Source organism: Kordiimonas pumila (genome assembly GCF_015240255.1).
In the GTDB taxonomy this organism is placed as follows: domain Bacteria; phylum Pseudomonadota; class Alphaproteobacteria; order Sphingomonadales; family Kordiimonadaceae; genus Kordiimonas; species Kordiimonas pumila.
Window position 1 is genome coordinate 1764936 of sequence record NZ_CP061205.1, and the last position, 13256, is coordinate 1778191.

Below are 13256 nucleotides of genomic sequence, written 5' to 3' on the forward strand. Positions count from 1 at the left end.
ACAGGTATTATACGGCGGCTGGTAACGGCAATTTTTTTCACATGATTATTAGGTTTATTATAGTATTGGTGCTTTTTTGCGCGCCAGCGTCATATGCTTTTTCGGCAGACTTATATGTATCTGATGATGGCTCTGCAGCTGGCTACGTAACTCTTGCGTGGCCAGATGTTTCTGGTAAGTCCTTTGTTCTCGAAGAGAAAAAAGGCCAGGTGTGGCAAGAAGTTTATGAAGGCCCTGACCGCGCAACAACCCTAAGTGGCTTACCGAACGGAACCTATGGTTTCAGGCTAACTGCGGATCAGGGTACGCATGCTATCGAGGTTTCCATCCAACATCATTCACTGGCACGGGCATGGCTTTTCTTTGCTGTTGGGGCAGGTATGTTCCTGCTTCTTGTTGGAATGTTGCTGGTTGGCACCAGAAAAAACACAGAAGCATAAAGGCATAGAAGGGACCGAACCATGAATGCTAATGCTGTTCTCCCAGCGTCTTATGCTTGGGCTATCATTGCCGGTTTTTCCATTTTGTGGATTTGGCTTGGCTGGTGGCTTGGTAAAAAGAATGACAGCCTAGAAGACTACATGCTCGCCGGGCGCAAAGTAGGAATGGGTTTTGCAATAGCAACAGCCATGGCGACATGGGTGACAAGCAATACCACCATGACCGCGCCGCAGCTTGCATACCAGCTTGGTATATGGGGCATGGTTGGCTATTCGCTTGGTGCTGTTGGGCTGCTTTTGTTTGCGCCGCTCGCAAAACGTATCCGCGAGATGATGCCGCAAGGCTATACCAGTGGCGACTTTATCAGGCTGCGCTACGGCAATGTTGCATGGCGTGTTTTTCTGGGTATTTCATTTTTCTACAGTCTTGGCTGGCTTGTTAGCCTTGGCATGGCAGGTGGTTTGCTGATTAACGCTCTATCCGGCATTCCCTATGCGTACGGCATGACAGTGATTGTTGCCATTTGTACCCTTTATACAGTGTTTGGTGGCTTGCGGGCGGTGATAAGTACCGATTTTGTGCAGACCCTTCTTATTCTTATTGGGGTTATTGTACTTGCAATCATGGTGATGAATGAAGTGGGTTTTGATACTATTCATGACCGCCTGCAGGAAGAGCGCCCTGAGCTTCTAAACCTGCTGCTGCCTGCCTCAATTATGTTTTTGTTCAATAACCTGTTTTTTGGTGTGGGTGAAATTTTCCATTCTAACGTTTGGTGGTCTAGGGCTTTTGCTTTTGCACCGGGTGTGGGCTTTCGGGCTTATATTCTGGCGGGTGTGTTTTGGCTTCCTATCCCTATTGTTGCGGGTTTTATTGCTCTGGCGGCACCCGCACTTGGCATTAATGTGCCGTCGCCTGATATGGTTGCGCCGCTGGTTGCTGGAAAGCTGTTTGGCCTTTTCGGGGCTATTGTGGTGTTCGTTGTAGTGTTTTCAGCGCTTGCCTCCAGCCTCGATAGTGTGCTTGCGGCCACCAGCGACCTGATTGTTAAAGACATTTATAAGGGGCATATGCGCCCAGATGCAACGAATGCAGAACTGCGGCGTGCCGCTGTCTGGATTATTCTTGGGCTTGGCGCATTAACATGGGCATTAAGTTTGCCGAAGCTGGCAACCTTGGGCTCGCTTTTGCATTTTACCGGCGCTTTTGTTGCCAGCACCATCTGGCCTATTGCTATTGGCTTGCTGTTCAGGCGTGGTAACGGCCTGCAGGCAACTGCCGCCATGCTTTTAGGCACAGCTTTGGGGCTTTATGCCTATTTCACTATTGGTTTTTATGTGGCGGCACTTGTTTCTGCCGCGGTGTCAATGCTTGTTATGGTAACTGCTTTCTGGACAAAACCATCGTTTGAATGGGCAACGCTTCAGGGTGCTTCCCGTACTAAAAATGGAGAAACAACATGATTTCTGCCACTGGGCTTGCCTTGTTCGTGGTGCCTGCTTTGGGTCTTACCTGTCTTGCGCCTGTTGTTTTGGTGTATTTTGTTCTGCGCGATGTTAAGGAGAAAACCCTATGGTAGTTCAGGGGGCTGAAAAGGCCATTGTTGACGGCGCTGGATCGTTTGAACCGTCACGACCTGATGTATATGGGGCCGCGCACCCAAAAGACATGCTGCGTGCTATCCATGAAGAGCACGAGCACCTTTTGTCGCTTGCAAATAGCCATATCGTTTCTGCGGCGCAGTTTAACCGCGACCTGCTGTTGCAGCTTTTCAGGCTTGCCGCAAAATATGAAGCCAACCCGGAACGGTTTTCTACTCCCATGAAGCCGCTTTCTGGCAAACTGTTGATTAGTGCTTTTTACGAGCCTTCAACACGCACGCGTTTAAGTTTTGAAAGCGCATGGCACCGGCTTGGCGGCGATATTATGTCGATCACAGACCGGTCCACCACAGGTATTGCCAAGGGGGAAAGCCTTTCTGACGTTGCTGAAATGTTCAATAACTACGGTGACTGTGTTGTGCTGCGCGATAATAGTGAAGATTCTGTTGTAGCTATGATGGACACATTGCGTATCCCTATTATAAATGCGGGTAATGGTACAGACGAGCACCCGACACAGGCACTGGCAGACCTTTATACCATTTTGAAATGGCGTCCTGATCTGATTGCAGATGAACCGGCTGAGCGTATAAAAATAGGCATTATTGGTGTTCCTAAGCGCATGCGTACGGTTAGAAGCCTCTTGATGTTGTTAACGCAGTTTTCAAGCGCGATTGACGAGGTTGTCGTCATTCATGATGGTACAGATACAGACCTTTTTGGTGCGGGCCAGCGTGAAAAGCTTGAAGCTGGTGGCCTTGTTATCAGCGAAAGTACCAACCTTAATAAAACATTGCCAGAGCTTGATGTGGTTTACATTAATGCGATCGCTTGGGTGAAAGATGATTTTGAGGTTATGGGCGGCAGTTTGAAGCTTGATGCCCAGTCGCCTTTAAAGCCAACTGCAATTATTTTGCACCCACTTGCACGCGGGGAAGAACTATGCACCTCGCTCGATAATACATTGCACAACTGGTATTTTGCGCAGGCACGCGGTGCAGTCTTTATGCGCATGGCCCTACTTACTTGTATTGTGCAGCGAACTGATATGGTCATGGATGTGCTTTAGGTCGTTTGCCTTTCACTCCTATCCATTCCCCCAGACTTTAAGAAAGCAGAAAATATTATGTGCGGCATTGCCGGAATTTTTTACAGAGACAAACAACGCCCCGTTGATCAACAGCTTCTCGCTAATATGGCAGCAATACAGTATCACAGGGGCCCAGATGGTTTTGGTGTGGAAGTTCTGGACGGCAAAGGTGTGGGATTTTCGCATGCCCGGCTTTCAATTATTGATTTGGATGAAAATCGTGCGCGCCAACCTTTTAAAAGCGCTGATGGCCAAATGTTGCTTGCTCATAACGGCGAGTTTTATGATTATCAGCGTATAAGAACAGACCTCACAAGCAGGGGTGCCCGGTTTCAAACCAAAAGTGACAGTGAAATTATCCTGCATCTATTTCCGCGTTTTGGTATGGCAGAAACGCTGCGCCGGCTGCGCGGCGAGTTCGCTTTTGCATTGTATGATGCAAAAGAAGATGCCTTGCATCTGGTGCGCGACAGGTTTGGCGTGAAGCCGCTGTATTATTACACCACCGATGACGGGGTTGTGTTTGGGTCTGAAATTAAAGTTGTGATGGCGCACCCCGGTGTACCGCGCGAGTTTGACAGTGAAGGCTTACTCCACCAGTTAATGCAGGTTATGGTGCCGGGCACCACGGCCTATAAAGGCATTCATCAGGTGAAGCCAGGGCATGTTGTAACCTTCCGCAGGCAAAGCTCTGGTTACGTTATTGAAGATAAACCCTATTGGGATTTTGAATTTCCTGATGCCGCTTTTCATAAGGGCGAAAAAAGCGAAGAAGAAAGCATTGAAACTGTTCGCGAAGGCTTAACCGAAGCTGTACGCCTGCGTTTGGAGGCGGATGTGCCGGTTGGGTGTTATCTCTCAGGCGGGGTGGATAGCTGCTCCATTCTTGGGCTTTCTGCTGCTATGCGCCAAAACCCGGTGAAAGCTTTTACCATTGGTTTTACAGATGCCGCATACGATGAAACACCTATTGCACAGGAAATGGCGCAAGCAACCGGGGCTGATCAGGATATTCTACGGCTTGATGCGAACCAGCTTTATGGCCATTTTGCAGAGACAATCTGGCATACAGAGCGCACGGTTTATAATACGCTTGCCGTCGCCAAGTTTTTAATGAGCCGCCATGTGCGGGGAGCGGGCTATAAGGTTGTGGTAACAGGCGAAGGTTCAGACGAATTGTTTGCTGGCTATCCGTCTTTCCGCCGAGATCTTTTCCTGCACGGGCTTGATGATCTGGACCCAGCGGAGCGTGCACGCTGGGAATCAATGCTGGGTGAAAGCAACAAGCTGTTTAAAGGGGCAATGCTTGCTGAAAATGAGCATAATGACCTGTACCTGACCGACCGGATAGGATTTACGCCAAGCTGCTTGCAGCCTTGGCTTAGCTGCGAAGATACGGCTCGCACCCTTTTAAGCGGCGACAGGCGTTCAGCGCTTGCGGGCTATAAACCGGGCCTTGCCATTGCAGAAAAGCTTGATCGTGCGATGATGGACGGCAGGCACCCGCTAGACCGTGCACAGTATGTTTGGTCTAAAACCATGCTGGAAGGGCAGATTTTAACATGGGGCGGTGACAGGGTTGATATGGCAAATTCAATGGAGGCTCGCCCAGCGTTCCTTGATCACCATTTGGCAGAGGCTGCGGTGAAAATTCCACCCCTTCACAGGATTAAGGACCGGAAAGAAAAATATGTCTTGAAAGAGGCTATGAAAGGCCTGCTTCCAAAAACACTTTACGAACGTGAAAAGTTTGCCTTTATGGCACCGCCTGCTACCACAAATTCAGACAAATGGACTGCTATGATGGAGCTTTCGCGGGAGTATTTGTCAGACAGCATGGTTGCGGATGGTGGCTTGCTTGATAAGCAAGGGGTGGCTGATGTGCTAGCAGAAGCGCAAAGCGATGCAACGCCGCGGGCGCGCAAGGTGCAGCTTGATGCCATGATCAACCATATGCTGGGTGTGCAGATGCTGCATAAGCATTTTATTGCTGAGGATATTCCTGCTCTTGCTGCGGTTCGTGCACAGGCTCTGGGATGGGTTGTTCACTAGCCTGCGACAATTATACACCTTTTAAAAGCCCCCCAAAGCGGGCTTTTATGCCAAACACTGCTGTAATTTTGTGAGACTTAACGATTAGTAAAGGCTTGTAAGAATACTTTGCCTGTTGCGATTGAAGCAACTGATTAAGCTGTTTAAGGGGTGTCTAATGCTGGAAACTAGCGTTCGTCCAGTTAATGAAGAACTGCATTTTGTCGAAGATGAGGTCATTGTCTCGAAGACAGACCTTAAAGGGCGCATTACATACGCGAATGATGTTTTTTGTCGTTTGGCTGAAATGCCCACATCTGCGTTGATTGGAAAACCTCATAGTATTATCCGTCACCCTGATATGCCCCGTACAATATTCCGTTTTTTATGGGAGCGCCTTGAAGCCGGGCACGAGATTTTTGCTTATGTGAAAAATATGTCAGCGACAGGGCGCTATTACTGGGTGTTTGCACACGTTACCCCAAGCTTTGTTAATGACTCGGAGATTATAGGGTATCATTCCAATAGAAGGTTCGCGAATAAGGAAACTGTAAAACAGATTGCTGCTCTATACAGGGAAATCCTTACCCGTGAAGCAGACTTCACAAGCCGTAAAGACGGGATGCAGGCGGGCTATGAGCTGTTTCAGGCAAAGATTGCTGCAACAGGCATGAGCTATGATGAATTTATCTGGTCGTACGGGGTGTAATCATGTTTGAAAAGCTAACAGGAAAAAAGGCCCTTCAAGACCGTATTGCCAAGCTCGAAGCTGAATTGGAGGCACAAAAGCAGTATACTGAGCAATATAAAAAAGCCTTTACCGCACTGGAAGAAATAACACCGCGTATTAAAGCAGGCGACCTTGAAGCCCGTATTACAGACTGGGACACATATGGAGATCTGTCTGAAGTTTTCTGTGGTATCAACCACATTCTCGATTTGAATGATGCTTTCATTCGGGAAGCAACAGCTTCTTTGAATGCAGCCTCTGCGGGCAAATATTATCGACGGTTTTTGACAACAGGCATGGTTGGTGCTTACAGGCAAGGTGCAAAGCTGATCAATGAAACAGTTGACAGAATGCAAGGCATGGAAAAGCAGCAGACAGAAGACAGAGAACGGATTGCGAGCGGTTTTGAAGCAACTATTATGCATATTGTTACGGAACTGATGGTCGCAGCCACACAGACTAGGGATACCGCATCACAGCTAAAACAATATGCCTCTGATAGTCAGGCTATTGCGCATGAAGTTGCGGCAATTGCCGAACTTGCAACACAGAATGTACAAACAGTGGCTGCTGCCTCGGAAGAACTTTCTGCCTCGGTTGAAGAAATTGCCCGTCAGGTGAGGGTGTCGTCTGAGAAAACATCGTTCGCAGCAACTGAGGCTAAAGGCGCTTCAACAACCATAGAAGCTTTGCAGGAGGCGTCTGATACAATTGGGCGCGTAGTAAGCTTGATTAATGAGATTGCCGAGCAAACAAACTTGCTTGCCTTGAATGCCACGATCGAGGCCGCGCGTGCTGGGGAAGCAGGCAAAGGCTTTGCTGTTGTCGCGAGCGAGGTGAAATCACTGGCACAGCAAACTGCTAAAGCAACAGGCGAAATTGCCTCGCAGGTGCAGTCTATTCAAAATAATACAGATACAACAGTTGATGCGGTTTCTGGTATATCCACTATTATTAATAGCCTGAATGAAATTGCATCAAGTATTGCCAATGCTACTAGAGAGCAGTCTGCCGCGACACTGGAGATTAGCCAGAATATTCAGCAGGCTTCTGAGGGAACGAGTGAGGTTTCAAATAATATTGCCAAGGTTGGCGCAACCGCTAGCGAAACAATGGTGCGGGCGGAAGAGCTGGATAACGCAGCATCGAGTCTAGAGCAGCAGGTGGGTATCTTGCAGTCACAGGCTGAAAAGTTTTTGTCGGATATGCGACTTTAGTAAATCAAAATCAGGTTATTTTGCCACAGTAGCTGCTTTTTTAGCGCTGTGAGCGTTTTTTGCTTGTAACTAACTGACTGGTTAGTTAGTTATGCGGCATGACGAAAAAAAACCAAAGACGCCCGAGTGCGCGACCCGAGGAAATATTAGATGCAGCCCTTGCTGTTTTTACAGCAAAGGGTTTTGCTGCATCTCGTATGGATGAGATTGCAGAAAAAGCTGGCCTCACCAAAGGTTCGGTTTATCTGTATTTCAAATCAAAAGAACAGCTGTTCGAAGAGCTGATAACGCGTTTTTCAAAAAATTTCGTTGGCGTGATGGCTGAGCGAGTTGGCGTGATGGCAGAAAAAGACCCTGAAGAGGCCCTGAGAACGGTGATAAAGACGGGTATTATGATGGCTGCCGACCCTGCCATATCTGCGGCACCGCGTTTGGTGTTGGCGGAAGCGGCACGATTTCCTGACATGGCGGCAATGTACCATAAAAAGGTAATTTCGGTTGGTCAGGCGGCTATCGTGTCGCTTTTGCAGGTGGGCGAGCAAAAAGGTGTTTTCCGTGCGGTGCAGCCCGATGTTGCTAAACGCGTGATCTTTGGACCAGTTTTAACGCATATACTGCTGACCCATACATTTGGCCAAAAAATACAGGATCTAGAAACCTTGGCAGATAGCATTGCTGAAAACATTTTGTGTGGTTTCAGAATTAAGAAGGATATTTCATGAGGTCTTGGTACGTATTGCTTGTTGTGCCCTTTATGCTTTTGGGGTGCGATAAAACGGAAGACGGCGTTTTTTATGGCTATGCTGAAGGGCGCTTTCGCCTTATCGCCCCAGAAGCTGCTGGTCGTATAACTGAAATCAATGTTCAGGAAGGGCAGGTCGTGGAAAAGGGCCAGATTCTAGCCATGCTTGATAATACCATTGAACTTGCAAGCCTTGCAGAAATGAAAGCTAAAGCCCGCGCAAGTGAAGCCCGCGTGCAGGACGCATCGCTTGGGGGGCGCGCGCCTGAAATTCAGGCTGCAAAAGATTTGCTAACACAGGCAAAGGCCTCAGCAAAAGCAGCAAAAGATGACTTTGACAGGGTTAAACCATTGGTCGAGCAGAATGTGTTGCCCCGAGCAAGGCTTGATAGTGCTGAAGCAACCATGTTAGCTGCAAATGCCCGCGTTGCTGAAATGCGCGAGCGTTTGGCTGTTGTGGAGCTACCTGCCCGCGAGTATGCGATTAAAGCCGCAACAGGCGAGGCGGAAGCAACAAATGCATCAATTACAGCGGCAGAGATTGCGCTTGAGCGGCGGGCTATTAAGGCCCCTGCTGGCGGTGTGATCGAGCGTCTGGTACGCCGTGCTGGCGAAATGGCGGGGCCTTCGCAGCCTGTGGTCCGTTTCCTGCCAGACGGCGATATGGTGGCGGTGTTGTTTACAGAAGAACCACACTTGGCCTCTTTCAGGCAAGGGCTTGTTTTAGATGCTTCTTGTGATAGTTGCCCGGCAGGGCTTACCGCGACAGTCAGCTATATTGCCAATAGGGCTGAGTTTACAGCGCCGACAATTTTTTCAGATAAAGAACGAGCAAAACTTGTATACCGAATAGAGGCACGGCTATCAAAAGGGGCCCCGCCGACAGGTACACCCATGACCTTTCGCCGACGCTCATAGCGGAATTTCATGATGGAAAACACCGTTATAGATGTTCAGCACTTAACAAAACGGTTTGGCGATAAAACCGTTGTTGATGATTTTGAGATCAAGGTGCCAAAGGGCGCGATATATGGCTTTTTGGGGCCAAATGGCTCTGGGAAAACGACAACAATTCGCATGATTTGTGGCCTTCTAAGTGCCGATTCGGCTGAAGGAACCTGCTTGGGTTTTGATGTGCTGACAGAAAGCGACAAGATCAGGGAACAGGTGGGCTACATGACCCAGAAGTTCTCGCTTTACGGTGACCTGACGATCAAAGAAAACCTGATTTTTATGGCTAGGCTGCGGTCCCTTAAAAATTACAGGCAGGTTGTTGATGATGCGCTTGAAGAGTACCAGTTAGCGCCGCGTGCGAACCAGTTGGCGGACCAGCTCTCTGGTGGCTGGAAGCAGCGGCTTGCACTGGCTGCATGTTCGCTTCATTCACCGGCATTGTTGCTGCTTGACGAGCCAACAGCCGGGGTAGACCCTAAAGCCCGACGTGACTTTTGGGACCGTATCCGCAAGCTTGCCAATAGCGGTGTGACTGTACTTGTTTCCACGCACTATATGGATGAAGCTGTCCAGTGCGATAATATCGCTTTTATTGCTTATGGTAAAAAACTGATCGATGCCCCGTCAGGTGAACTGGCGTCGCGTGTTGGCCTCACCACGTGGCGTGTAGAAGGTAAAAAGCTAAGCCCGCTATACAGCGCCCTTCAAGGTGAGAACGGCATTAACCAGATTGCCCGCTTTGGCTCTGCCTTGCATGTAAGTGGTATTGATGCAGGCAAGCTGGAGGCAGCGATTGCGCCGTACCGCGACGACAGTGCTTATGACTGGAGCCTTTCAAAAACCGGGCTTGAAGAGACCTTTATCTATCTTATGACAGGGTCAGAGGATAATTTTCAATGATAGGATCGTTCAGCTTCTCGCGCGCCTTTGCCATTTTTAGCAAAGAAATTATCCAGATGCGGCGCGACCGGATTACGCTTTCAATGATGCTGGGCATTCCGTTGATGCAGCTTATTATGTTTGGCTTTGCCATTAATACCGACCCGCGCCATTTGCCGACATTGGTGGAATTGCATGATAATGGACCTGCGGTACGGTCTATTATTCACGGGCTGGAAGCATCAAGGTATTTTACTGTTAAGGGGATTGTTGCCGGAAAGCCAGAGGTGGAGACCGCGTTTAAAAAAGGCGAAGCGCTTTTTGTTGTTTCTGTCCCTGAGAATTTTGAACGGGATTTACTGCGGGGCAGCCAGCCGCAAATTTTGCTGGATGCTGATGCAACGGACCCGGTTGCCACATCTGCGGCAGCAGGGGCTTTTTCTCAGATTTTAGATACTGCTTTGAAACCTGTTCTTGAAGGGTCTGGGCTTGAAAGTATGACATCACAGCCTGTAACGCCGGTTATACACAAACGCTATAACCCTGCTGGGCGAACGTCGGTAAATATCGTGCCGGGCTTGCTGGGTATTATTTTAACCATGACCATGACCCTTATGACATCTATTGCTCTTACGCGTGAAACCGAGCGCGGCACCTTAGAGGCACTGTTGTCTACACCGGCTAGGCCTGCCGAGGTGATGGTTGGTAAAATCACCCCTTTTGTTGTTGTGGGTTTAATGCAGACAGCCTTAATGCTGGTGTTGGCCCGGTCATTCTTTGGTGTCCCATTTGTTGGTAGCTTTATAGCGTTTGGCGCTGCAGTAGCCTGCTTTATTCTGGTTAACTTGGCGATTGGTTTTTTCTGTTCCACAGTGGCGCGCACACAAATGCAGGCCATGCAGATGACATTCTTCTTTTTTCTGCCGTCTATTCTGCTTTCAGGATTTATGTTTCCCTTTGATGGTATGCCCAAATGGGCAAGAACAATCGGGGAAGGCTTGCCCACAACCCATTTTATCAGGGTTGTGCGGTCGGTTATGTTGAAAGGGGCTGAACTGCGCGAGGTGTTGCCTGAACTTGGGTCTCTATGCATTATTTTGTCAGTTGTTACCTGTCTTGCAATATTTCGGTATCGGCGCACCCTAGATTAAATAGCTTTTAAAAGAATAAGCGTCCCAAAAGTGTAACGCAAAAATGTCAAATAAAGGCCAGCAGCAAACGGGTTTGTTGTTGGCTTTTATTTTGAGGTATATTTGATGCGTATAGTGTTTGTTCTATTTTTGGGTTTTACGGGCTTTATGCACACTCTTGCAGCCTCTGAAACGCAAACTGAAACCGTTATATTGGTAACCATTGACGGTGTGCGGTGGCAGGAAGTGTTTACGGGGGTTGATCAAGCATTTTTTGATCAGGATGCTTATATTGCCTACAAAAAACATCATGCTGACTTTAAAGAACAATATGGTGCAGAAACACCAAATGCGCGCCGCACTGCACTGATGCCGTTTTTATGGGATGTAGTGGCAAAAGAAGGCCAGCTCTACGGTAACCGAAACAAGGGAAGTGTTGGGACGCTCACAAACCCATACCATTTTTCCTATCCCGGCTACAGCGAGATTTTAACGGGCATAACTGACGACCGGATTAACAGTAATGATAAGGTTTTAAACCCGAATAAAACGGTGCTGGAATGGCTGAACGAGAAGCCTGAAAACACAGGTAAGATTGAGGCTTTTGCATCGTGGGATGTGTTCCCCTACATTATTAATTCAGAACGCAGCCATGTGCCGGTAAATGCAGGGTTTGAACCTTACAAGTTACCGGGTAATAAAAAAGTTGCCTTCCTGAACGAGATGCTGGCGGCAGTGCCAAGCCCATGGGATACAGTGCGTTTTGACGCATTTACAATGGGCTATGCAAGGGCGGCGCTTGTTAGTAAAAAAATGCGCTTCATTTATATTTCCCTCGGTGAAACAGATGATTTTGCCCACGATGGCCACTATGATCAGTATGTGAATGCGCTACATAGAAGTGATGCAATGTTGGCAGACCTGTGGGCATGGTTACAAAAAGACCCACGTTATAAGGATCATACAACGCTTTTGGTTACAACAGATCATGGCCGCGGGTCTGATAGTTTTGAAACATGGAAACATCACGGCCGGTTCCCTTATGTGAAAGAAGATGGCACCAAAGCAGTGAGTGACTTTGCGGGCGACGACCAGATATGGATGGCGGTTATTGGCCCTGATACACCAGCGATGGGTGAAGTGACAGGTGGCCCGCCTGTTGCCTTAAATGAAGTGGCGGCCACAGCTGCGAAGTTTCTGGGCTATAGCTATGAAAGCGACAATCCTGTCATGAAAGCAGGCAAGCCGATTGAAAGCATGATGAATAAATAAAGTTAGGCAGCGGTTTTTTGCATGATAAAGGCGGGTGAAACCCCGCCTTTTTTGCCTATAAACTATAGCCTTACCTGAAGGAAAGCTGGCTTAGAAGCAGAGATTTCTCAAAAACAGGCTGACCGTCTACGTTCCGCGCCTGCATCACTATATGAGGGTCCGGTACATGCCAGTCTATCTCCAGAATGCCAAAGTTCGCCTTGGTATACATACAGTCGGGCAGGCGGTAGGCATTTGGGCTCATATTGTGCCATGTTTCTGTAAGCCCGCTTGAGGTAAAGTCATACAAAGGGTAGGGCACATGGTAGCTTTGGCGCGAAATTTCAGCCCAGTGTGTATCGCCGCTGATAAACAGAACGCCTTCTGCACGGGTCTTTGTAATCAGCTCAATCATACGGGTGCGCTCCCGCGGGAACAGGCTCCATGCTTCCCAGCCCGGAAAAGTGGAAATAAATTGCAAGCTGGAGCCAATGATACGTAGCTTTGCAGGTTTTTGCAGTTCGCCTTCCAGCCACTTCCACTGTTTTTCGCCCAGCATCGTGCTGTGGGCATCATCTTGCGGCAGGTAAGGGCCAAAGGCCATTTGGTCACGGCGGCGTGCCTCTTCCTTTGAAACATGAATGAGGCCAGTTCTGTTCCAGCGCAGGTCAAGCATTATGACCTGTACACGCTCATTTGGTGGGCCGTACATGTAAGATGTGTAAATTCCGTCATCAGGCCTTCTGCGCGGGCTATCTTCTGGCTCATTCCAAAAGTCAAAGAACAGTTCTTTGGATTCTTTTTTCATGGGGTATTCCATGCCAGCATCATTTTCGCCGAAATCATGGTCGTCCCATGTTGCTATAACAGGTGTTGTGGCTAACAGCTTTTGAAAGCCGGGTTTGGCCGCAAACTTTTGATATTTAGCGGCGAGTACAGCCATATCACGGGTGTCACCGTATATACTGTCGCCGAGAAAGATAAAAAGTTCGGGGTTTAGAGCGGTGATAGGTTCCCATATCGGTTGATCTTTGTCTTGGTGGGCGCATGACCCAAATAAAATACGGGATAAGCGTTTGTCTGATACTTGCGCGGTGACAGCGGGGGTTGAAAAGGCAGGTAACCCTGCTGCGGCTATGGCACCTGTAGCCCCGATCATTTTGAGGGTTGTGCGGCGGTTGATCATGTTT

The 13256-nt window shown here is 48.5% G+C and carries 12 protein-coding genes; 11 read left to right on the plus strand and 1 reads right to left on the minus strand.

The window, feature by feature from the left end; all coding sequences use genetic code 11:
- Window positions 1-41 precede the first annotated feature (41 nt).
- From ICL80_RS07495 to ICL80_RS07545, 11 genes are all read left to right on the plus strand, one after another.
- On the plus strand, window positions 42-440 hold the full coding sequence (locus ICL80_RS07495; protein ID WP_194215470.1) for a hypothetical protein: 399 nt from the start codon (window positions 42-44) through the stop codon (window positions 438-440).
- 21 nt (window positions 441-461) lie between these two features.
- Window positions 462-1904 (plus strand): sodium:solute symporter family protein, encoded by a 1443-nt coding sequence (locus ICL80_RS07500; RefSeq protein ID WP_194215471.1) that lies wholly within the window; start codon window positions 462-464, stop codon window positions 1902-1904.
- Between the two features lie 109 nt (window positions 1905-2013).
- The gene (locus tag ICL80_RS07505; RefSeq protein ID WP_194215472.1) at window positions 2014-3111 is read left to right on the plus strand and encodes an aspartate/ornithine carbamoyltransferase family protein; all 1098 of its coding nucleotides are present in this window, start codon (window positions 2014-2016) and stop codon (window positions 3109-3111) included.
- Window positions 3112-3168: 57 nt separating this feature from the next.
- Window positions 3169-5184 carry an asparagine synthase (glutamine-hydrolyzing) gene (asnB, locus tag ICL80_RS07510; protein WP_194215473.1) on the plus strand — a complete coding sequence of 672 codons (2016 nt, stop codon included), beginning with the start codon at window positions 3169-3171 and terminating at the stop codon, window positions 5182-5184.
- A 157-nt stretch (window positions 5185-5341) separates the two neighbouring features.
- Window positions 5342-5872 (plus strand): PAS domain-containing protein, encoded by a 531-nt coding sequence (locus tag ICL80_RS07515; RefSeq protein ID WP_194215474.1) that lies wholly within the window; start codon window positions 5342-5344, stop codon window positions 5870-5872.
- A gap of 2 nt (window positions 5873-5874) precedes the next feature.
- Complete coding sequence (locus ICL80_RS07520; RefSeq protein WP_194215475.1) at window positions 5875-7110, plus strand: methyl-accepting chemotaxis protein; 1236 nt, start codon at window positions 5875-5877, stop codon at window positions 7108-7110.
- A gap of 98 nt (window positions 7111-7208) precedes the next feature.
- Complete coding sequence (locus ICL80_RS07525; protein ID WP_194215476.1) at window positions 7209-7832, plus strand: TetR/AcrR family transcriptional regulator; 624 nt, start codon at window positions 7209-7211, stop codon at window positions 7830-7832.
- On the plus strand, window positions 7829-8770 hold the full coding sequence (locus ICL80_RS07530) for an HlyD family secretion protein (RefSeq protein WP_194215477.1): 942 nt from the start codon (window positions 7829-7831) through the stop codon (window positions 8768-8770). Before ICL80_RS07525 ends, ICL80_RS07530 begins: the two co-directional genes overlap by 4 nt.
- A 9-nt stretch (window positions 8771-8779) precedes the next feature.
- On the plus strand, window positions 8780-9706 hold the full coding sequence (locus ICL80_RS07535; RefSeq protein ID WP_194215478.1) for an ABC transporter ATP-binding protein: 927 nt from the start codon (window positions 8780-8782) through the stop codon (window positions 9704-9706).
- Window positions 9703-10836 (plus strand): ABC transporter permease, encoded by a 1134-nt coding sequence (locus tag ICL80_RS07540; protein ID WP_194215479.1) that lies wholly within the window; start codon window positions 9703-9705, stop codon window positions 10834-10836. The genes ICL80_RS07535 and ICL80_RS07540 overlap by 4 nt, the downstream gene beginning before the upstream one ends.
- A gap of 105 nt (window positions 10837-10941) precedes the next feature.
- On the plus strand, window positions 10942-12087 hold the full coding sequence (locus ICL80_RS07545) for an alkaline phosphatase family protein (protein WP_228073852.1): 1146 nt from the start codon (window positions 10942-10944) through the stop codon (window positions 12085-12087).
- 70 nt (window positions 12088-12157) lie between these two features.
- Here ICL80_RS07545 and ICL80_RS07550 read toward each other — a convergent pair whose 3' ends face one another.
- Entirely contained in the window at window positions 12158-13252 is a 1095-nt protein-coding gene (locus ICL80_RS07550; protein WP_194215480.1) for an alkaline phosphatase D family protein, read from the minus strand.
- Window positions 13253-13256 lie beyond the last annotated feature (4 nt).